Source organism: Flavobacterium rhizophilum (assembly GCF_046000485.1).
GTDB lineage: Bacteria > Bacteroidota > Bacteroidia > Flavobacteriales > Flavobacteriaceae > Flavobacterium > Flavobacterium rhizophilum.
In genome coordinates this window covers 81,579-101,851 of sequence record NZ_JBELQB010000003.1, presented here as the reverse complement: position 1 = coordinate 101,851, position 20,273 = coordinate 81,579, and the positions used below count along the sequence as shown (strand labels likewise).

General features: G+C 44.7%; 20 protein-coding genes. 6 read left to right on the top strand and 14 right to left on the bottom strand.

Annotation, left to right across the window (positions count from 1 at the left end):
* Nucleotides 1–4: 4 nt before the first annotated feature.
* On the bottom strand, nt 5–310 hold the full coding sequence (locus ABS768_RS04545; RefSeq protein WP_408073790.1) for a DUF4134 domain-containing protein: 306 nt from the start codon (nt 308–310) through the stop codon (nt 5–7).
* Nucleotides 311–538: 228 nt separating this feature from the next.
* Between ABS768_RS04545 and ABS768_RS04540 the strand changes: the two genes are divergently transcribed.
* The gene (locus ABS768_RS04540) at nt 539–3,004 is read left to right on the top strand and encodes a WG repeat-containing protein (RefSeq protein WP_408073789.1); all 2,466 of its coding nucleotides are present in this window, start codon (nt 539–541) and stop codon (nt 3,002–3,004) included.
* A gap of 33 nt (nt 3,005–3,037) precedes the next feature.
* Here ABS768_RS04540 and ABS768_RS04535 read toward each other — a convergent pair whose 3' ends face one another.
* From ABS768_RS04535 to ABS768_RS04520, 4 genes are all read right to left on the bottom strand, one after another.
* Entirely contained in the window at nt 3,038–3,184 is a 147-nt protein-coding gene (locus ABS768_RS04535; protein ID WP_408073788.1) for a hypothetical protein, read from the bottom strand.
* A 103-nt stretch (nt 3,185–3,287) separates the two neighbouring features.
* Nucleotides 3,288–3,794, bottom strand: coding sequence for a conjugal transfer protein TraD (locus ABS768_RS04530; protein WP_408073786.1), 507 nt, complete (start codon nt 3,792–3,794; stop codon nt 3,288–3,290).
* Nucleotides 3,795–3,850: 56 nt separating this feature from the next.
* Nucleotides 3,851–4,258, bottom strand: a complete 408-nt coding sequence (locus ABS768_RS04525) for a DUF3408 domain-containing protein (RefSeq protein ID WP_408073785.1) — start codon at nt 4,256–4,258, stop codon at nt 3,851–3,853.
* A 3-nt stretch (nt 4,259–4,261) separates the two neighbouring features.
* On the bottom strand, nt 4,262–5,029 hold the full coding sequence (locus ABS768_RS04520) for a ParA family protein (protein WP_408073784.1): 768 nt from the start codon (nt 5,027–5,029) through the stop codon (nt 4,262–4,264).
* Between the two features lie 627 nt (nt 5,030–5,656).
* Here ABS768_RS04520 and mobA point away from each other — a divergent pair.
* The 3 genes from mobA to mobC are packed head-to-tail and all read left to right on the top strand — an operon-like array spanning nt 5,657 to nt 9,375.
* On the top strand, nt 5,657–6,097 hold the full coding sequence (mobA, locus tag ABS768_RS04515) for a conjugal transfer protein MobA (protein WP_408073782.1): 441 nt from the start codon (nt 5,657–5,659) through the stop codon (nt 6,095–6,097).
* Entirely contained in the window at nt 6,094–7,353 is a 1,260-nt protein-coding gene (gene mobB / locus ABS768_RS04510) for a conjugal transfer protein MobB (RefSeq protein WP_408073781.1), read from the top strand. Before mobA ends, mobB begins: the two co-directional genes overlap by 4 nt.
* A 21-nt stretch (nt 7,354–7,374) precedes the next feature.
* Complete coding sequence (mobC, locus tag ABS768_RS04505) at nt 7,375–9,375, top strand: conjugal transfer protein MobC (protein WP_408073780.1); 2,001 nt, start codon at nt 7,375–7,377, stop codon at nt 9,373–9,375.
* A gap of 36 nt (nt 9,376–9,411) precedes the next feature.
* Here mobC and ABS768_RS04500 read toward each other — a convergent pair whose 3' ends face one another.
* The 6 genes from ABS768_RS04500 to ABS768_RS04475 all read right to left on the bottom strand — a co-directional run bounded on the left by ABS768_RS04500 (nt 9,412) and on the right by ABS768_RS04475 (nt 15,924).
* The gene (locus ABS768_RS04500; protein WP_408073778.1) at nt 9,412–11,475 is read right to left on the bottom strand and encodes a type IA DNA topoisomerase; all 2,064 of its coding nucleotides are present in this window, start codon (nt 11,473–11,475) and stop codon (nt 9,412–9,414) included.
* 17 nt (nt 11,476–11,492) lie between these two features.
* Entirely contained in the window at nt 11,493–12,890 is a 1,398-nt protein-coding gene (locus ABS768_RS04495) for a DUF3945 domain-containing protein (RefSeq protein ID WP_408073777.1), read from the bottom strand.
* Nucleotides 12,891–12,969: 79 nt separating this feature from the next.
* The gene (locus tag ABS768_RS04490) at nt 12,970–13,275 is read right to left on the bottom strand and encodes a helix-turn-helix domain-containing protein (RefSeq protein WP_408073776.1); all 306 of its coding nucleotides are present in this window, start codon (nt 13,273–13,275) and stop codon (nt 12,970–12,972) included.
* Between the two features lie 143 nt (nt 13,276–13,418).
* On the bottom strand, nt 13,419–14,255 hold the full coding sequence (locus tag ABS768_RS04485; RefSeq protein WP_408073774.1) for an RteC domain-containing protein: 837 nt from the start codon (nt 14,253–14,255) through the stop codon (nt 13,419–13,421).
* A 71-nt stretch (nt 14,256–14,326) separates the two neighbouring features.
* Nucleotides 14,327–15,169 (bottom strand): helix-turn-helix domain-containing protein, encoded by an 843-nt coding sequence (locus tag ABS768_RS04480; protein WP_408073773.1) that lies wholly within the window; start codon nt 15,167–15,169, stop codon nt 14,327–14,329.
* 59 nt (nt 15,170–15,228) lie between these two features.
* Nucleotides 15,229–15,924 (bottom strand): hypothetical protein, encoded by a 696-nt coding sequence (locus ABS768_RS04475; RefSeq protein ID WP_408073771.1) that lies wholly within the window; start codon nt 15,922–15,924, stop codon nt 15,229–15,231.
* A 341-nt stretch (nt 15,925–16,265) separates the two neighbouring features.
* Here ABS768_RS04475 and ABS768_RS04470 point away from each other — a divergent pair, with 341 nt between their 5' ends.
* Nucleotides 16,266–17,945, top strand: a complete 1,680-nt coding sequence (locus ABS768_RS04470; protein ID WP_408073770.1) for a tetratricopeptide repeat protein — start codon at nt 16,266–16,268, stop codon at nt 17,943–17,945.
* A 161-nt stretch (nt 17,946–18,106) separates the two neighbouring features.
* On the opposite strand, the gene ABS768_RS04465 is transcribed toward ABS768_RS04470, so the two are convergent.
* Both ABS768_RS04465 and ABS768_RS04460 read right to left on the bottom strand, forming a co-directional pair.
* Nucleotides 18,107–18,514, bottom strand: a complete 408-nt coding sequence (locus ABS768_RS04465; RefSeq protein WP_408073769.1) for a response regulator — start codon at nt 18,512–18,514, stop codon at nt 18,107–18,109.
* 98 nt (nt 18,515–18,612) lie between these two features.
* Nucleotides 18,613–19,122, bottom strand: a complete 510-nt coding sequence (locus tag ABS768_RS04460) for a contractile injection system tape measure protein (protein WP_408073768.1) — start codon at nt 19,120–19,122, stop codon at nt 18,613–18,615.
* A 258-nt stretch (nt 19,123–19,380) separates the two neighbouring features.
* Between ABS768_RS04460 and ABS768_RS04455 the strand changes: the two genes are divergently transcribed.
* On the top strand, nt 19,381–19,638 hold the full coding sequence (locus tag ABS768_RS04455) for a hypothetical protein (protein ID WP_408073767.1): 258 nt from the start codon (nt 19,381–19,383) through the stop codon (nt 19,636–19,638).
* A gap of 141 nt (nt 19,639–19,779) precedes the next feature.
* Here ABS768_RS04455 and ABS768_RS04450 read toward each other — a convergent pair whose 3' ends face one another.
* Nucleotides 19,780–20,190 (bottom strand): response regulator, encoded by a 411-nt coding sequence (locus ABS768_RS04450; protein WP_408073766.1) that lies wholly within the window; start codon nt 20,188–20,190, stop codon nt 19,780–19,782.
* Nucleotides 20,191–20,273 lie beyond the last annotated feature (83 nt).

Genomic DNA, 20,273 nt, shown 5'->3' with positions numbered 1-20,273 from the left:
AAGGTTACAGGAAGAAGGATTGTAATATGGTGGCTGCCACAATCAGGAAGATGCAGGCACCGAACCAGCTGGCGGCGGTCTTACTGGTATCAGGATCCCCACTGCTGAACTTGTTGTACACCTTGACCCCACCGATCAAACCCACAACCGCACCAATGGCATAAATAAGCTGGGTAGCGGGACCGAAATAGGACGTGACCATCTGGGTGGCCTCCTCGATTCCTGCGGAGCCGTCACCCTGGGCGAATGCCCCTGATACTGCCAGCAGCAACGTTGCCGTGAACAGTAACTTTCTGTTTTGATTCCTCATAACATTTACCGAATTAATGATTACTAATTGCCTGCTAAGGGCAGGATTACGGCAAATATCAGTGAGATATCGAGGAAAGCGGAAGGATGGCTGTTGCTGGATCTGATTGTCCTTAACTGGACTTATCAAACAAAAAAATTAAATAATTCAGGAGAATTGTTTTAAACAGTAAATACTCTAAATATCTTATATATTTGTACGGCGCAAAAATCACATTACCTATTGACTATGAAGAGAATCAAGACTTTTTTACTGTGTATGATAACCTTTTCTGTTTTTGCACAGGTTCCGCCGGAAATCCCGGACTATGATGCCGGAGGCAGCGGGTATGGCGGTATGGGGGATATTCCTGTTCGCGAAAGTGATAGTGATAGGCCATCCCGCAGCAGAAATTCTCTGGGCGCTTTCCGCCAAGGCAAAGACAAAAAATGGGGAATTAAAAACCATGCAACGGATGTTGTGGTGCTCGCACCGGAGTATGACTATATAACTTCCACTGACGGGATATATATCCTGAAAAAGGGCGTTAAGTACGGGATTGCTTCTAAGGAAGCTACTATTATCCTGCCTGTTGTCTATGATTCTATAATGACCAATAGCTATATTAATGGCAATTCGCTACAGATAAAGAAAAATGGTAAGTGGGGATCGATAGATTTTAATGCAGAGCAGTTGCTGCCAGTCAAATTCTTTGAGGTACTGTATAGCGATGCGGGCAATGGATTATCGGTGGTTAAAGAGAAAAAAGATGATGCTCCCAAAGCTTATTTCGGTGATAAAAAATATAAGCGGGAACTGCAACGCATGTATGTTTTCAGCAACGGTGTGATAGGGGCATCTAAAGGCAAAATGGGCTTTATCAAAGACGGGGCAGAACTTATTCCTTTTGAGTATGACAGCATATATTCCGGAAATCCGAACGATGGATGGCATAAAAAAAGCAAAAAAAGTTATGTAGCTTTCAAAAGGGCAGCACCTAACCTTATTGTTATAAAAAATGGTAAGTATGGCCTTGCTGACGCCAACGGAAATATATTGTATGCGCCGGCCCATGATAAGATAACATACGACTACCTCCGCAAAATATACATCATTACAAAAGATAAAAAATCGGGTGTGTATTTTGAAGCGAGCAAGGCAAAGACTGATGTAGCGTATGACGAAGTTTATACAGACGGCGCCCAATTTGTAACGCTTAAAAATAATAAGAAACAGGGTATCATAGATTATAAGGGCAACTGGATTTTGCCGCTTGAGTATGATAAGGCAACCGTGATGGGCTTTAATGATGGTTTTAGGATAGTAAAAGACGGAAAAGCCGGATGGACTGACATGGCGGGCCAAATCATAGTACAGCCCATCTATGAGGACATAGATGATTTCAACTTTAGTTTTAAAGGATTATACGTTGTAACTAAAGATGGCAAAAAGGGGGGTATAAACAGGCAAAGCAATGTTATTGTTCCTGTTGAGTTTGAGGTTATCTACGAACAGGACAATTATATTATTGCAAAAAACAAAAAGTATGGGGTCTATGCTGCCGATGGTACTGTTGTGGCTAAGCCGATATATGATTTCATCCGCAGGAGTGAGACGGAAAAAAGCCCAATTTTAAAGCCTGAACTTGACGGACTTGTAGGAATAATAGGCAAAGAGAATAAGATGTTGTATGAGCCACAGTTCGTCAAGATAGACTATTTGCACGATGAGCATCTCCTGGTTAACCCTTTTAATAACGGCAGTGCCTACCGCAGGGTACAAGACAAAAACAATAAATACGGCCTTTTTGAAGAGTATACCGCAACGATGACTGTGCCTGTAGTATATGACGGCATCTACCAGAAAAGCGAAGCTAATCGTACCACATATTTTGTAGCGAAAAAAGGAAAGAAGTTTGGGGTTATTGATGGCAGGAATCAGACTATCATTCCTTTTGAGTATGACTCCATTAATTTTAACCATTTACACTTTGAAACGACAGACGCACAGATCGTAGCCGTTAAAAACGGAAAGTTTGGTGTTATTAATTTTAAAAACCATGTAGTGGTGCCTTTTGAATATAAAGGGATGGCAAAGATTTCGGACAATAACCTTTATATGGCGAAAAAGAAAGGTGCTTATATGTTGGTAGATGGTAACAATAAAGTGCTTAACCCCGGGCCGTTTGACCACATCGCCCAATTTGAAGGAGACAAGGCCCTTACATTTTATAATGGGGAGATGCGGGTGATACACAACGATGGCGCTTTTGTTTCAAAGGCCATAACGATGCAGCCCCATAATGGCTATACCACTTTTGACGAACTGAAATTTGCACTTGTAGAAGCGCTTGACAGTAAAGATGATGCCCTGCTGCGGGACTTTGCGGCTAAAGTGGCGCCATCGGAACATATATTATACTTTGTGAAGCAAAATTTGTTTAATAAAAACCCTTTAGCTTATACTGATCCTGCGTATATTAAACAGCGCTATCTTACCGACCTGCAAAAGTTTAAGCGCTCGGACTGGGGAGGAAAATACTACAATAGGGAATCATTGACTGACGTACCCGATTTTACGATTTACAGGGAGGGCTACGTAACGGTAGTGCGCACACAGGACCATGCTTATGGCGATACCCGCCTTATGGAAAATCTGCTGCGCCACGCCGTTAAGATAAACGGCTATTGGATAAGCACTTATTTCATGACCTGAAGGTTTGACTAGGACATGTTAGGGGACAATAGGTTACTCCTTGGTCAGCCTGTCCATTTCTTTTAATATTGGTGACATTCTGTACTCCTCTTTCATTCCACGTATTACCGTTATTCCCTCACTATAATCAATTACGACCTTCTGTGGTGTTTCATCCTTCCGGTTAAAAAGTACATCCACGGTTTTTGCGCGGTCTTCTAATTTACTATTAAACGCAGCCAGTACAGAAATCTATCTATGTTGCTTAAGTAGTGTTCCGCAAAAAGGAAGAACCTGTCTCAGACTACGAGGTAAGTTCCCTGTCCAATAGCATTGCTATTTTTCTTGAGGCTTCACCTACCTGGCTTTCCAGCAAACCTAAAAGTTCGGTCCCATCAATTTTTGCTATCATGCTCGCCGCTTTATCTTTTTCTGAAGGTCCAAGCGCTTTGCGCTCTAATAACATTCCTACGGTGGCGAGCTCGTCAAAGGTAACCCCTGTGGCTAAACCGTCCTCGGTGCTGAAGCCTATATCTCTGCTCCACTCCTCCTCTTCTTCCTCCATCCAACTGGGTGGCACATCGGAATGATTTCCAGGTTCTTCCTGCGGAACTGCTGAGGATCTAACCTCAGTGATCGTATCAAAATTAGGAGCAGAAACAGTAGATTTCTCACTTGTGTTCTCATCGGTACCTTTCGGCATTGACTGGCGGCCTCCCGGTTTTGGTTTGCCTATAATGTCCGGTAACCGGTGTATTATTTTTTTTTTCGCTGTCGGTTCAGCACCGGGTCCTCTTTCGGAGGTGATCATATAAAGTAATAAGCCGGTAGCCACCAGTAAAAGAATAATTAGTATAATTTCCATAGCTATAGAATTGGTTTGTATTTATCGTCGAAGGTCTTTTTTATCTCTTCCCCGAATTCCCTGAAGTGATGCTCCAGCACATTATCCAGATAGGCATACAGACTGATCTTATCCCCTCCGATTACCTGAACGATTCGGGTCAGCCGTTCATGGAATTCCGGACGTATGTACACCGATTTGCCGTTTCTGGCATTGCCATCCGGGTTCTTGAAGAATAGTATTTCATAGTCCGCACATTCTCTGTTTTCGCTCCCTGCTTTTCTCTTTTTTTTGATGGTGGTCTGAGATTCTCCGGAGCCGGAATCAACACCTGTCTTACTTGCGAGGCCTTCCTTACGAACGCCACCCGCCATCATTGACATAAGATAGTCTTCATCAATATCGTTACCCTTTTTGTTTTCCTTTTCCATAATTTATAATTTCAGTAATTCCAAAAATTCCCTTATAAAAGTATTCAGCCCGCAGCCTTCTGCCAGCCTTTGATCGGCAGGCAACAGGGTGGAGCGAAAGATGACTTTGGAATCCTCTTCCCCCTCTTTTCTGAACCGTACACTCGAAGTGATAAATGCATCCATCAATTTCAGTTTCAGTGAAGCTATAAAGATTGCATACCGATCATAAAGGGGATTTCTTTCCCTGCCATCGACACGATTCCAGAAGAGGTGTACATCCCTAATATTGACATGTTGCTGTGCCATCAGTACGTCAGTGATCAGTTGCGTGAAAACCAGGGCGCTTTCCAATACTATCCTGTCTGCAGTAACCGGAATGAACAGGTAATGCATACCGGCCAATGCCCTGATTATCCCAGTGGAATTAACGGTGCCCGGAAGATCGAAAAAAATGATATCCAATTGCTCCTGCGAGGATTCTATCAGTCCAAGCCCCGCCTCCAGGGCAGTATCGGACTTCTCTTTTACAACGGGATAGGCATTCTTTTTCAGGCGACTGAATTGCTCATGAGCCATTCTTTTAAAGGTTACATTTTCCATGATTGATTTCATATCCCGGTCACGCATCTGACTGAGGCTGTATTGCGGAAAGTCGCAGTCGACAACCGCGACATTGTAGCCGAGGCGATAGTGCATAACACTTGCCACAAGGGCAGTGAAAGTGCTTTTTCCCACCCCTCCTTTCTGGGAGGCAAAGGCGACAAAAAGTGTGTTTTTCTTTGTTTTCATATATATCCGGTTTTACTTCATTCCATATCTACCTCTACAGTTAGGTGTCTAGATATCTCATACCATATGTATTTCTGTGGGTACTTATGCTGTGCTTTACAGGGATCTATCCCTAAATACATAGCGTTAATTGTGTGCATCTGAAAACTGAGCAGTTACCAGCTATACACATTGCTATAAATATCAATGTGACCGCATTTTCCCAAACATTGCTATACACTTATACATACAGTGGTGTAGCTATGCAGCTACGCAAAAATGGCAGTACATAGGCATGTGTTCAGATTAGCATGCACAAAGAAATGCCTTCAGTTTCAACGATTTTTAGATATGGTTGCCATTGGCTTACAGGGTCCTGTTTTGGCCCATATGACAATAGCATTCCTCTAATTCACATAGCTTTATTTTGCATAATGCGAATGCAAGGCTCCAATAATCAGAAACGGCATGGAGCCGTTTTCGCCAAGGGCAACCTATCCGTCCCGCAGGACGGATTTCCTTTCGACAGAAAGGAGCAAGTTGTGTTTTGAGCTGCTCGAAATACTTTCCGCTGCTCAAAACAACTTGCCCTTGCAGGGAGCTGAAAACATCCTCCGAAGTCGGTGTTTTAATCTAAGTGATCAGATCATGAGTGAAAAAAATGACAATAAGAGAAGAAAAGGCGGCAGGCATCCTAAAGGCGACAGGGCGATATTTCGTTACTCGATCAGCCTCACCTTAAAGGAAAACAACAAATTCCTATCCCTGTTTGAGCAATCGGGCATGAATGTAATGGCACATTTCATTACCGCCTGCATATTCCGCTCAACGGTCAAAACCATAAAAATTGACAAGGGAACAACAGACTATCATATGCGTTTAACAACGCTTTACGGGCAGTTCAGGGCTGTTGGGGTTAACTACAATCAGGTGGTGAGGCTGCTCTATCAGAATTTTTCAGAAAAAAAAGCTGCAGCCTGTCTCTACAAACTGGAAAGGCAAACAGCAGAGATGGCAATCCTCTGTAGGAAAATAATCGAGCTTACACAGGAATTTGAGGCAAAACATCTTATAAATAAACACAAATGATTGTGAAAATTGGACATGGAACCAGACTCATAGGTGCGCTTACCTACAATTTTCAAAAGGTTGATAAAGGCCTGGGACAGGTACTGTTCGCCCAAAATATTCGGCAATCAGTAAACGGCGGCTACTCACTCATGTTGTCCTACCGCTCTTTCGAACCCTATCTTATTGCTAACAGGAATACCGAAAAACCCTCTTTACATATTTCCCTGAATCCTGATCCGAAGGACAACATGGATGATAACCGCTTCATATGCATGGCGATGGACTATATGCAGGAAATGGGATACGGCAATCAGCCCTATATCGTCTTTAGGCACAACGACATTGAACGTACCCATATTCACATTGTCTCCATCAATGTGAATGAATCCGGAAAGAAAATAAGTGATACCTATGAGCACAGGCGATCCATGTCTGCTTGCCGGAAATTGGAAAAGAAGTATGGGCTTAGGCCACCCGTTAAGGACGAAGAACGGGTTAATCCGAAGCTTTTCAAACCTGTGGACTGCAGGCAGACCCACATAAAAAGCCAGATTGCGGCCGTCGTGCGATACCTTCCTCAGTTCTATACCTACCAGAGCCTGGGGACTTATAATGCGCTAATATCACTTTTTAATATAACTGTGAATGAGGTCAGCGGAGAACTTAATGGTCAAACAAGACAGGGACTTGTCTATTTTGCAACCGACAGCAAGGGGCAAAAGGCTGGTCCTCCGTTCAAGGCCTCCCTATTTGGTAAGAGTGCGGGCTATCGGGCACTGCTTTCTCATTTTGAAAAATCAAAAATTATAATGAAGGATACGCAGGTCAGGAACACCTTACGAGGCGCTGTGGAGGTAGCAATGTATACTTCAAAAGACAGAGCTGAATTTACCGCACAGCTCAAAGACCAGGGAATTAATGTGATCGTGCGCAGCAATAGCCAGGGAAGGATATACGGCATTACCTTTATTGACCATACGGTACGCTCGGTGTGGAACGGCTCCCAATTGGGAAGGACTACAGCTGCCAATGTATTTGAGCAATGGTGGAATAATGGGATACGACCGGGTAATATTGAAGATAAACCAAGAGTGCAAGTACCTGAAAGCGAATCGCAAAAAAAGATAACTGGTCAGGATTCGGATGAAAGCAGTCCAGGCACAGACAAGATTCCTCCGGGAATTATCGATATACTGTTACCGCAAGGCCATGGGGAAGATTATGAGGAAGAGGCCTTCACACGTCGGATGAAAAAAAAGAAAAGAAAAAAATAAAACCACCTAAAATATCGGAACATGCAGGGAGAAGATGACACCAGAGGACTTGCAAAGATAATGGCCTTTATGCGGGCTGTAAGCATCATCATCGTACTGATGCATTTTTACTGGTTCTGTTACGGCTTTTTTATGGACAGGGGCTGGACTTTGCCCCTTATCAATCGTATTCTGTTTAATTTCCAGAATACCGCCGGATTGTTCTCAGAAATGATTTACACAAAGGTTTTTGCCCTGGTGCTGCTGGCACTCAGCTGCCTGGGAACCAAAGGCACCAAAAACCAAGGCATTACCCGGTTCAGGATTAATACGGTACTCGGAGCCGGAGGATTACTCTTTCTGCTCAACGAATGGATGCTTCGACCGTTAACAGACACAAGTGAAATCATATACATGCTGAGTACAGGCGTCGGATATATCATGCTCATGGTTGGGGGCGTATGGATGTCCCGACTACTGCGTAACAACCTTATGGAGGATGTATTCAATCAGGAGAATGAAAGCTTTATGCAGGAGACAAAACTGATGGAAAATGAGTATTCGGTGAATCTCCCGACAAGATTTTACTACGGAAAAAAATGGAACCCTGGCTGGATCAATATAGTCAATCCTTTCAGGGCAACGATAGTGCTCGGGACACCGGGGTCGGGTAAATCGTTTGCCATCATCAACAACTACATCCGTCAGCATATCGAGAAAGGTTTTTCCATGTATATCTATGACTTTAAATTCGATGACCTCTCCACTATTGCTTACAACCATTTACTCCGACATACCGACAAATACGAGGTCCAGCCAAAATTTTATGTCATCAATTTTGATGATCCGCGCAAAAGCCATCGCTGTAATCCGATCAATCCCGGTTTTATGACCGATATCTCCGACGCGTATGAATCCGCCTATACCATAATGCTGAACCTGAACCGAAGCTGGATACAGAAACAGGGGGACTTTTTTGTGGAATCCCCCATTATCTTACTTGCTGCCATTATCTGGTTTCTGAAGATCTACGATGGTGGCCGGTACTGTACTTTCCCCCATGCGATCGAATTGCTCAACAAGAAGTACTCCGATGTCTTTACGATACTTACCTCCTATCCCGATCTTGAGAATTACCTCTCCCCTTTCATGGACGCGTGGCAGGGCGGTGCGCAGGATCAGCTTCAGGGGCAGATCGCATCGGCAAAGATCCCCTTATCCAGGATGATCTCCCCACAACTGTACTGGGTTATGACAGGCGATGATTTTTCACTGGACATAAATAATCCCAAAGAACCCAAAGTGCTCTGCGTGGGAAACAACCCCGATCGGCAGAACATCTATTCCGCTGCGCTGGGACTGTACAATTCAAGGATAGTAAAACTGATCAACAAGAAGGGACAGCTTAAAAGCTCGGTTATTATCGATGAACTTCCGACCATCTATTTCCGTGGTCTGGATAACCTGATAGCCACGGCCCGAAGCAATAAGGTCGCCGTCTGTCTCGGGTTTCAGGACTATTCACAGCTAACCCGTGATTACGGGGAGAAAGAAAGTAAGGTCATACAGAATACAGTGGGAAATATATTCAGCGGACAGGTGGTCGGTGAGACCGCCAAGAGCCTCTCGGAAAGGTTCGGTAAAATACTCCAAAAAAGGCAAAGCATGACCATCAACCGAAACGATAAGTCAACCTCGATCTCGACGCAGCTGGACAGCCTTATACCCGCCAGTAAGATCGCTACACTTACCCAGGGAATGTTTGTTGGTGCCGTTTCCGATAATTTTGAGGAACGTATCGAGCAGAAGATTTTCCATGCGGAAATCGTTGTGGACACCAAAAGGGTCGCTACTGAAGAGAAAAATTATAAAAGGATTCCCGACATCAGGAATTTTATTGACAAAAAAGGGAATGATGTGCTTCAAAGGGAGATTGAGGACAATTACAGGCAGGTAAAGCTGGACATCGTAAATATTATTTACAGTGAATTGGAACGTATTAAAAATGATCCGGAACTGGACCACCTCAAACCTAAAAACTAAAAGGGGTTGCCATAGCACCCCCTTTTTAGTTCTTCATTATTTATCAAACGCGAAGACAACCTGTTGCCGATCATCCAAAACCAAACGGGCATTAAATTTTTTACCTGATTTACTGACCATCCCCTTCAGCAGGTTAGTACTCCTGTTTCTGATCAGGTTTTCAATCTCGGCACCAGGCAGTATCATTCCACATACTTTTCTGAACTGAAGCCAGCCGCATTGCTGATTCGGGCACGTAACTGCATGATCGGAAAAAAGCAGGTGGTGATGTCCGCATTTGGGACATAGCAGTTCCGGGACCGCCTCATTTCTTACGGAAGCCTTTAACAGCTGCTCTGTGATGCTTATGGTATAAGTCTCGATTTCAGCCTGGAACTTCTCACCGGAAAATGCACCCTGCTCGATAGCTGCCAGTGCAATTTCCCAATCCGCTGTCATAGCCGCCGAACCTATAGGCATATCAGCTATAATAGTATAAACCTCCAGTCCCTTTGGAGTGGGGAGCAGCATCCTGCCCTCACGCAGCACGTAGTGCCGCTCCAGGAGACTGTCAATAATGGCTGCCCGGGTGGCAGGTGTCCCCAAACCGACCTGTTTCAGATCTTTCCTGAATTGGGCAGGACCGGTTTCCGAGACGATACGTTCCATAGCTGACAGGAGACTGTCTTCCGTATACAGCTGTGGCCCGGCCTCCTGTTTTTGTATTATGGAGCCTGAAGCAATGGCTATCCTGTCCCCTACCTTCAGTTCCGGTACATCTGTTTCCCCGGTTGTACTGTCATCAAAGGCAGTCCGGATGGAACGCCAGCCCGGCTCTGTAAAAGCTGAGGCTATCAGTCCGAAATCATAATGCAGCACCTGCAGGGTAATACGGCTGATTTCTTTCCTGCAGGGCTCGCTGACCGATTCCAGTAGCCGCAGGGCTATCATTCTGTAAATGATGCCCTCTTTTACCGACAATGCGGAAGGCAGCTTTTCGGTAATCAGCAGGCCATGGTGGTCGGTTACCTTGCCATCGTTGAGAATGTGCCTGTTGAGCCTTCCGAATTTTATCTTGGAAATATGTTTACCCAACTCCGGATCCTGCTGGAGGACTCTTATGAGTCTGGGTATTTCGGCCCATACATCCTGAGTCACATACCTGCTGCCGGTGCGCGGATAGGTGATGAACTGCTTTTCATATAAGCGCTGCGCCACTTCAAGGGTCTCCGATGCAGTCATACCATATTTCCTGTTAGCCTCTCTTTGCATCGCTGTCAGGTCGAAAAGCAGCGGTGCCGCTTCCTGAACCGTTTCCGATTTTATTTCGATAACAACAGCATGGCTCTGGCGCTGCAGGGACTTTAAGGCGTCCTCTGCTTTTTGCGGTGTATCGAAGTGCAAAGCTCCGTCACTGCTGAACTCGGTAAATGACTTGGTATGTGAAAGCTGAATCTGCCAGTACTTTACCGGCTTATGGTCGCGGTGTTCCAGAAATCTTTTGCAGATCAGCCCCAGTGTCGGCGTCTGGACCCTGCCAAGGGAATAGGTTCCGGTGCCTGCGGCAATACTAAGGGCCTGCGAGGCATTGATTCCCACCAGCCAGTCGGCACGACTGCGTGCCCTGGCCGCGAGATACAGATTTTCAAAGTCTTCTCCCGGCAACAGGTTTTCAAGACCATGGCGAAGCGCCTTTTCGGTCAGGGAACTGATCCACATTCTTTTGTAGGGCTTGGTACAGTTCAGGTAGTCATAGATATACCGGAAGATGAGTTCTCCCTCACGGCCGGCATCGGTAGCTACGATTAGGCTATCGCTTTTTCTGAACAGTTCCCCTATCAGCACCAGTTGTTTTACGATCCTTTTATCAGGGAGCAGCCGTTCCTTTCCCTCTCCCTTACGGGGGGTTAGGATAAATGGCGAAGGCAGGATGGGAAGATGGTCCTTAACAAAGCCGCTCAGTCCATAGTCCTCAGGCAGTCCCAAAGTCACAAGATGCCCAAGGGCCCAGGTGATATAGTAACCCTCTCCCTGGAAAAAACCTTCCCTCTTTTGGGTAGCGTTCAACAGCGCGGCCAGCTCACGGGCCACGCTGGGTTTCTCTGTTAGCACTGTAATCATAAGGTTTCATTTACGTTTTAGATTTTTCTCCCCCTTTTCTTTGTTGGGGTATCTTCATTACCCGGCTGCATCTCGGTGCGATGCTCCTTCTGCTGCTTTTTGCTTTCCTGCTTAACAGAATTATCAGCCTGGCTCAGTTTACCGTCCGTACCTGTTTGCAGATTCTGAGCAGCTGCATCGTGCAGGGCCTGCTCTTTGGATTTGGAAGGGTTATTAAAGGAGAACCCCACTTTCCCGCTTTCCCTGTTGTAGGTGATGTACCCTTGGTATTCCTTGTCATTTTTGTCTACCAGCCCTGTAATATACACGGTCATCCCTTCCCTGAACTTATCATACTGCTCTTCGGTAAGCGCTTTGCCCCTGAACTCCCTCGGCGCCTCATCATAGGTTTTACCCTGGGACTGGCTCTGGTTCTGATTGCGGTCAAATATAAATTCGACATAACGCTTGTCGGCATTAAACTGTACGGTGGCATCAAAGGGATCCCCGTTCCTGGAGGTCATCCCCTCAAGATAGAGCGGCCTGCCTTCCTGCAGGGTCTGCTTCTGCTGGTCATCCAGCCTGATGCCCTTGATCTCATCCGGTATCTGCATCCATTCCGCCCTGCAGGCCACCAGTTCATTGGTTTTGCGGTCAATACTTATTACCGAGGGTACGAATTCGCTTGTCTTTTGGTTGTACAGGTCGACAATCCTTCCCATATTACCTGTTTTAAGCAAATTCTCCTTATCCTCCTTGCTGAACTCGTGACCGAAAAAAGGGTAATTCAGATTGGGCTCCTTTCGTATCCCGTGCATGGCCACTACCACCTGCCCGGCATCATTGGTCTGAAGCGAGAGCCTGGCATCGAGTTTCGCCACCGCATCACCCATTGTCAGTGTTAGGGGCACTACATCATTGGTCTTGAAACCCCTTAGAAGCGGCTCCATCAGGTTCATTTTTTCCAGGCGATCCCTGCTTAACCCTAAATTATTCAGGGACTCCCAGTTTACCTGCTCGGGCTTGAATTTGTACTCTTCTGTTGTTTCCATTTTACTATGATTTTTATGTTGATATTCGAAGTTTAAAGCATACTTGGACAGCAGCTTCCGCGCATCCTCACCCAGATCATCGAGGTAACCCTGCAACTCTTGGGCAATCTCAGGCCATATCGGAAAGGGAACACGGAAAAAGTCGAACCGTGTCGGTTCCTTCAGCTGTCGCAGGAAATTGCCGAAGAAGTTGGAGAAGAAATCACCTTGCTGCTCGATTCTCAGAAAATCCGCCGGCCTGCTATCGGCAATGGCTGCTGTTTCCATACCGCCATCCTCCTTTAGCTGCCTTACGGCCCTGATTTCATTTCGTTTTTTGTCCGGGACAAGCAGCATCTGGCTCATCTCATCGGAATGTTCCTGTTGGTTGTGATTGGCTTCCATTATGACTGTTTTAGATTTTTAAAACTAGGTCCTTAAGACACGGTAAATGATCCGGGGAAGGGTAATGCATGACTTGGCTTTAGCTGGCTTTTGTATCGGGCAAGCGCTTTTGGAAACTGTCCCGGATAAACTGGTGGACATCGGAAAGCTTATAGTAAAGCTTTCCGCTAATGGTGTAGTAAGGCAATCGCCCTCCGCTACGGTAACGCTGCAGGGAGCGTGAACTGATCTTCAGCATCTGCAAAACATCTTGGTTATCCAGTAATTCTTCGCCGTCAATAGCCGTATGGCGCTGTTCCACCTGTCGGATTTTCTCACCCAGCAGGTCAAAGCGTTGCATAACACGTTCCATCCAGCTATGAAATTCATTTCTGTCAATGTTCATGGTATTACAATTTTGAATTATACTGACCACAAGTTTGTGATTGTTACCCACCCTATCTGCCAAGCTGTGCCAATGGGCATATTTTCTTTTCGGAAGGATGCAAAAAAAAAGCGGCACTTACGTACTGCTTTTTTACTGAACCGTTACAGGTTCCTGTCCATATATTCTTCGAGAACTTCCCGAAGATGATCGATAAACAGGGTACGCCGGCCAGCCCGGTCCTTCATCCTGTGGAAGGCATGGTGAATGTCCCCTAAAGGAATTTTAAAAAGACGCTGGAAAACCCCGCTTATTTTCCTCACGCCGGCCTTACCGTGGGATACGGCACCGGAAATGTACAGGGCATAGATCAGCTCGATTAGGGCATTCTTGGTTCCGGTCCACTGCAGCTCCCCGGAGAACGGGATTCCCTGCTCCGCATCCTCGGGATCGATCCGGGCAAGCAGAAAGGCATACAGGAGATCCTGTGCTATAAAACGGGCTGCCATATGGTCATAATAGGTGGAGAACTGCGCATCCAACTCGATAAAAAAACTCTCCCTGACCGTGGAATTTTGCAACTGCCCCCTGCGGAAATATTCAGCATCACGGTCGGTCCGGCCGCTACGGTAATACCGGTAAAATTCCATATCAAGAAAACTGTAGTGATTCTGCTTGAGATGCTTTAACTGACCGCAGCAGTATTTTCGGTATAGTTTGCCGCCCTGCACCGGGCTGGCTGTTTCGATACGGTATACCTCATTGTAGTAGATGAGTTTCCCCAGGATTTGTGGTTTAACCTCCCTGAAAAACTCGATTTCCTGAAAAGTATCCGAGAAACCGGAAGTGCAGACCTGTGTTTTTACGCGCAGGAGCAGCTCCTGAAGAAAGGAGATCATGCCCCCGGCCTGTGCGGTTGCCGAGAGGTCCGCTGCGGAGAGCTCCTCCTCCCTTCCACTGACTTCCGATAGGAGCTTCCTGTAAATTGCCGATTGTACCATAGCTGAAAAGTTTACATAGACCAAGTACTTTTGAGAACAATGCATAAACCGAACGGATCTTCGGAAGACTGCTACCTGCCGTAACTTTTACGATATCGTGTGGGTGTCATGCCGGTCTGCTTCTTAAAGAGCCTGCTGAAACTCCCTGCAGAGGTAAAATGAAGCTGCTCGCTGATCTCCTCAATGGTAGCATCGGACCCCACAAGCAGGAATTTTGAATCACTGACCAGTATCTCGGTGATGCTTTCCAGGACCGTCTTTCCCGTTACCTCACGGACGACCCGGGAAAGGTAACCCGTAGTAACACACAACTGACCGGCATAAAAGGCCACCGAATGCTGCTCCCTGTAGTGGCGGATAAGCTGCCTGAAAAACGCTACGGTCAGCAGTTCCCTTCGACTATAGTTGCTTTCACTTTTTCCGGCCTGTATATCCTGATGCCATGCGGCCTGGAATACCAGAAGACTTAACGCAGCCGTAAAGGAGGCCTTGGGAAAACGGTTGGGATTTCTCAGATACTGATAGTAATGGTTCAGGAGTTTCATGATCCTGTGCAGGACAACGGCATCCAAACGGTCCGGCAGTATCTTGAGGGCATGCCTGCTTACCAGAAGTTCGATAAAGCGACCGGACATCTTAATGTCTGTGATAAACTGCCAGTTGACCTTTACCAGATAACCGGAGATATCCTTATCGTACTTGATGACCTGATAGTAGCTGCGGCACAATGCAACAACAAGCTCATTGGCCGTACAGGAGATACGGCTGCCGTCAACTACAGCCCTGAGGATACCTGATTTTATGAAGATAAAAAGGAAATCGCCCGAACATGTCCGTCTCTCCCGTGAGGGAAAATGATGGCTCCCCTTCCAAAAATGAACTTCGCCCGGACTGTTTTCTCTTGTGGTTTCCATACCGTATGAATATTCCTGATTAGTAATGGCCCGGTAATTACCGGGCCATAGCTTGTTTTCTAGAATTCAATCTTCTCCAGGCCTGCTATACTGGTTGCCACCGGATAGGCTGTCGCAAGGGAATCGTCTTCCAGTATACCTGCCAGTGCGGCGACAATATTCCCTACCGATTTTTCCCAATCGGTATCCTCGCAGCAGGAATGATACAGGGAATAGCGGATCACCGAAGCCAGGGTCAGGATGACACGTTTTTCCTGAAGGCTCAGTATTGCTGAGGCGGTAACAGTATCCTCCATATTGACCAGCGCGCCGTAGCTGACATCAAACGATTGGTTCCCCAAGGTTTCAAAATTCCCTACAAGGTCCCCCGTGATATCCCTGGCTTGCGGCGAGAGTTCAGACTGCCCGAGAAGTGATGCAGAGGTGTCATAAGGATGACTGATGCACAGGGAAAGAAGCTGCTCTGCCTGTAGCAGCTCACTCTCTGTCTCGGTCTGCTTGGTAAGTATGCGGACAATCATCGCAATATCCTCAAAGGCGGAAGGATCGTAATCGGAATCCTTATAGGCGGACAGCATTGCCGTAAAATTCTGCCCGATCCCGTCATAGGGATTGGCAGGGTTGCCCGCCGCAGTTACGGTCTTGAGTGTTATAGACGGGGGCGGATTATCATTTGTCCCCATGGTATCGCCACTGCAGGAGCAGAAAAAAATAATGTATAAGATCCCAAACGGGATTAAAATGAACTTTTTCATAGTTTCTTGTTAAAATGTGACTGACTTGATCGATCAGCTCATTTATCCGGATAAATAAAACTGCTGGGGTGCACTGCATCCCGATGTTCTTTGAATTCATCGCAAAACTACCGGCAATACCGACCGGAGACAAACGGTATACCTCCGTTCTTCCGAAATACGAATGACGATTTTCTGAAAATCGGCAATCTTAAAATGTGTTAAATCATATTTGAAATAGTGGGATAATAGCTACATTTGGCTGCCTCAGATTACACAACTGAATCCCGATACGGGAACAGAAAACTACCTACCGTTTGGATTAATGCCTTCTGCTAAAAAATATTAGTACCAGTTCCGTAATGCCAATCAATCACATCTTCATCATTTCGATACAGTCGCTGCTTTTGTGCACATTCCTCTCCGTTAATGGCGCCGTACCTTCAGATTCCCTGAGGGAGAAAGACTATCCCTACCTTTTTTCAAAAATCAGGAAATCAGAAAGCCGTCCTGAACTTCAGAAAGTTTATCTGCAGGCTTTTCTGAGAAATGCCAAAACCGACCGGAATTGGGAAATGATTGTGAACGGGTATAAGAACTATATGGATTACGCTCCCGGGAAACTGGCAATAACCTATTCGGATAGTATGGTTGAGGTAGCCTTAGGATCTGGATGCGACAAACTGATCGGTTCTGCCTACCTCTCCAAAGGAATAGCCTATTATGTTTTGAAGGACCACGAACAGGCACTGGAAAACTATCTGGCAGCCCAGCCTTATATCGAATCAGCTGCCGATACGTATTTGGACTACAAACTGAAATACAACATTGCGCATGTTAAATATTACCTAGGCAATAATGAGGAAGCAATAGCACTTTTGTCCTCCTGTCTTGACTACTTTAAGGAACATAACGATCGGGCCTATCTTAGTATACTTCACTCACTCGGCCTCTGCTATACCAAGGCAGGTAATTATGGCCAGTCTGAGGCAATGGTCTCCTTAGGCCGAAAGGAAGCCGGACGCCTGGACAATCACACTATGGACGACTACTTTAAGCACCTGGAAGGCCAGAACCATTTCTTTGTAAGAGATTATGCCCTGGCCATTCAAAAGCTGAAGCAGTCGATTCCGGGTATCGAAAAAAATAAGGACTATGCCAATGTTGCCGTCGCCAATTTCTACATTGGTAAGAGTTACTGGGAACTCCGAAAATTTGAACAAAGCTTTCCATATCTGAAAAAGGTAGCCGCTGCATTTGATGAGAAAGCGTATACTCGTCCCGACCTGCGTGAGAATTTCGAGCTACTGATAAAATATCATAAAAAGAGAGAGGAAACAGAACGGGCCCTCTATTATGTGGATCAGCTACTCAAAGCGGACACGCTTTTGCTGAGCAGGCACGACAGGCTATACGATAACATTCATAGGAACTACGATACCAAAGAACTGCTCCGTGAAAAACAAGATATGGAAGAACAGTTATCGTATGAAAAGACAAAAAAAAGATGGCTTACTGCCATTGTACTGATACTTGTCATTTTTTCCCTGCTGGTCATCATCCGATACGAGAGGCACAGAAGATTCCAGAACCGTATCTATAGGCAACTGATCCGTGAAAATCAGAAAGAAGCTTCCAAAAATACCCCAACCAGGGTGAGGGAGATGGAGATTGCTCCCGAAACACTGGACAAGATATTGAACCTGCTTGTAAAGTGGGAAGAAGCCGAAGGTTTTCTGGCAGCAGACATTACCCAGACCTCCCTGGCTCTACATCTTGAAACCAATACACGTTATGTTTCGGACGTTATCCTGAACTACCGGGGCAAAAAATTTAATGAGTATATCAATGACCTTAAGGTGAATTATATCATCGAACAGCTAAAATCCGATCGGCTGAAACGGATGTATACCCATGATGCACTGGCCAAAGAGGCCGGCTTCAGTACTACCAAACGATTTGTTCAGGCTTTTAAAACACGGACTGGTATCTCACCCAGTTTCTTTAGCGAGAAAATCAGGAAGGAGATGAGAGAAAAGTAATTTGTATGAAACAGTAAATCATTTATGCGTTACGCCTAATAATTTGACGGAAAACCATAAATTTGTTTCGCGATTATAATTAAGGTAAGGTGTTTTTGTAATCGCAGTTAAAGCAGGCTAAGGCCTGCTTTTCTCATGTATATGACTACATCATACACTTCCTATCTATTATTCCAATAGCTTATTATAATGTCTAAAGTTTTTCTAAGCTCTTCAAAATTGCCCTTTTTCTCAAAATAACCATGATTATGTAAGCTCTTGCTGCCATTTGTTGTGCAGGGAAGTTCATCGGTTCCTGTTAAGAACACAAACGGTATAAAATAGGCTGAAAATTCAGGATGAGTGTGCAATTTTTCCGCTAATTCAAGGCCGCTTATTTTTGGCATAGGGATGTCGCTGATAACCAGAAAAGGTATAACAGCATTCTTCAGGAGGTGTTCATACGCTGTACTACTGTCATAAAAAACGAGAAGGTCGTTTTGGAAGTCTAGTGTGCTGTACGCTTCCACTAATAGATTGGTACGATTACTATCGCTTTCGATAACAACAATTGGTTTGAGAGCATTCATATTTTTTAGCTTTTCGGGCACCCTAATTTAACAATTATTTGATTATTAGCAAAATATGTAAAGACGAAATAGCTAAATCAAGGAAGTTTTCGTCACAATTAATAGGGCCAATAAACTTCCAGAACCTTATGCATCCATGGATATTTTACCGCTGAAAACGCGTAGGGAGATCGGCTGAGAAGGATATCATAAGGTTTTTTTTCAACTGTAAGCTCCCAATAGGTTGCGGTCTCCTTAAGCTGTCCGTCCCTCATAAGCCAGTTTGCCCTAAACCGTGAAAACGTACTGTCTGCTATAGAAGGCCAGTAGGCAATGGCACCATCTATAAGCTTTTCGATAAGATTTCTTTCACTCATTGTAATCATTACTTTCTCAGTAATCGGGAGCCGAACATCCAAACCGCACAGTATCTTGTACAGTATCAACAGGTTGTCCTCACTTTCCTGCATACCCCTACTCAGGTACTGCAGATACAACACAGCCCGTTGCCGGCTTTGCAGGTTTGTAAACTCGCCCTCAGAAGTTAAACCCAGCCGCTCAAAAAGTGTTGGAATAAAATTAGTAAGAATAATTATTCCAGCATCCTGAACCGATATTTTGTCTCCCATACAACTATTTTTAAAATTAAAACGTAATGTAACTTAAGGCATATTATACGTATCAGAAAGAATCTGAACGTCTAATTTAAGTGTTTCTCCTATACCATCAAACTAAACTAATCAACATTGCTTTACAAACTGATATATTATTTAAACGAAATTATTATTTTTGTCCGCTTAGGTAACCTGTGAGGTGTGGTTTACCTACAATAAGATTATTTATAAAGACGGTAGACTCAAAAGGCCGTCTTTTTTTATTTTTTCGCGATGTTTCGATTATTATACTTGACTTTGGTTCTGGATAAGTTCTATAGAATCCATTTGATACTTATTGACTTAGGGCGCACCCGTCCGGTGGAACACTTATTAGAGGAACATCATTTTATAGAGGATTTTCTCCTGAAGATGGAAAACGATTATTACGAACATATAAAGGCTATTACCACCTCTACAGAGATGAAAGAGGAATACAAACAGCTCAAATCACTACATTCACGCCTTAATGGCATCCGTTTGCTGAGATAATGTGAATATCACGGATAACTTCAAATTTATTTATCTTACCTTTGCACCCGGTTATAATTAAGGTAAGGTGTGGTTATAATCACTAGCAGAAAAGCAGGCCCTAAAGCCTGCTTTTCTCATAAATACCTAAGTACAAACATCCTATATTTTAACCGCATCACTGTGGTAGCTTATAATACTGTCCAACGTTTTTCTCAATTCTTCAAAATCCGATCGTTTCTCAAAGAAACCATTCTCTCTGATGCTTTGCTCATGATCAGGCGGTAACTCGGCAGCACCCGTTATAAAAACAAATGGAATCTCATTACCGGAAAAGACCGGATTTTGTTGTATGTTTTCCCGAAGTTCGAAACCATTTATTTTCGGCATAATAATATCACTGATTACAAGCAAAGGCACAATACCATTTTCTACTATTTTCTCGTAAGCGGTTATACTGTCGTGAAATATCAGCAGCGTGTTCCTGTACGAAAGCGTACCGTAAGCTTCCACCATCAAATCAACATAATCGATATCATCGTCTATTAGTACAATAGGTTTAAGGCTTTCCATTTTTTTATTTTTTCTCTAAATTAGCTATTGTTTAGCTAAATAAATTTAAAGGAAATGCAAAAAAATGCTAAATCTTCCCCCCT

Coding starts and splice junctions, on each gene's coding strand:
- ABS768_RS04545 (WP_408073790.1), bottom strand. CDS start 310: ATGAGGAATCAAAACAGAAAGTTACTGTTCACGGCAACGTTGCTGCTG.
- ABS768_RS04540 (WP_408073789.1), top strand. CDS start 539: ATGAAGAGAATCAAGACTTTTTTACTGTGTATGATAACCTTTTCTGTT.
- ABS768_RS04530 (WP_408073786.1), bottom strand. CDS start 3,794: ATGATCACCTCCGAAAGAGGACCCGGTGCTGAACCGACAGCGAAAAAA.
- ABS768_RS04525 (WP_408073785.1), bottom strand. CDS start 4,258: ATGGAAAAGGAAAACAAAAAGGGTAACGATATTGATGAAGACTATCTT.
- ABS768_RS04520 (WP_408073784.1), bottom strand. CDS start 5,029: ATGAAAACAAAGAAAAACACACTTTTTGTCGCCTTTGCCTCCCAGAAA.
- mobA (WP_408073782.1), top strand. CDS start 5,657: ATGAGTGAAAAAAATGACAATAAGAGAAGAAAAGGCGGCAGGCATCCT.
- mobB (WP_408073781.1), top strand. CDS start 6,094: ATGATTGTGAAAATTGGACATGGAACCAGACTCATAGGTGCGCTTACC.
- mobC (WP_408073780.1), top strand. CDS start 7,375: ATGCAGGGAGAAGATGACACCAGAGGACTTGCAAAGATAATGGCCTTT.
- ABS768_RS04500 (WP_408073778.1), bottom strand. CDS start 11,475: ATGATTACAGTGCTAACAGAGAAACCCAGCGTGGCCCGTGAGCTGGCC.
- ABS768_RS04495 (WP_408073777.1), bottom strand. CDS start 12,890: ATGGAAGCCAATCACAACCAACAGGAACATTCCGATGAGATGAGCCAG.
- ABS768_RS04490 (WP_408073776.1), bottom strand. CDS start 13,275: ATGAACATTGACAGAAATGAATTTCATAGCTGGATGGAACGTGTTATG.
- ABS768_RS04485 (WP_408073774.1), bottom strand. CDS start 14,255: ATGGTACAATCGGCAATTTACAGGAAGCTCCTATCGGAAGTCAGTGGA.
- ABS768_RS04480 (WP_408073773.1), bottom strand. CDS start 15,169: ATGGAAACCACAAGAGAAAACAGTCCGGGCGAAGTTCATTTTTGGAAG.
- ABS768_RS04475 (WP_408073771.1), bottom strand. CDS start 15,924: ATGAAAAAGTTCATTTTAATCCCGTTTGGGATCTTATACATTATTTTT.
- ABS768_RS04470 (WP_408073770.1), top strand. CDS start 16,266: ATGCCAATCAATCACATCTTCATCATTTCGATACAGTCGCTGCTTTTG.
- ABS768_RS04465 (WP_408073769.1), bottom strand. CDS start 18,514: ATGAATGCTCTCAAACCAATTGTTGTTATCGAAAGCGATAGTAATCGT.
- ABS768_RS04460 (WP_408073768.1), bottom strand. CDS start 19,122: ATGGGAGACAAAATATCGGTTCAGGATGCTGGAATAATTATTCTTACT.
- ABS768_RS04455 (WP_408073767.1), top strand. CDS start 19,381: ATGTTTCGATTATTATACTTGACTTTGGTTCTGGATAAGTTCTATAGA.
- ABS768_RS04450 (WP_408073766.1), bottom strand. CDS start 20,190: ATGGAAAGCCTTAAACCTATTGTACTAATAGACGATGATATCGATTAT.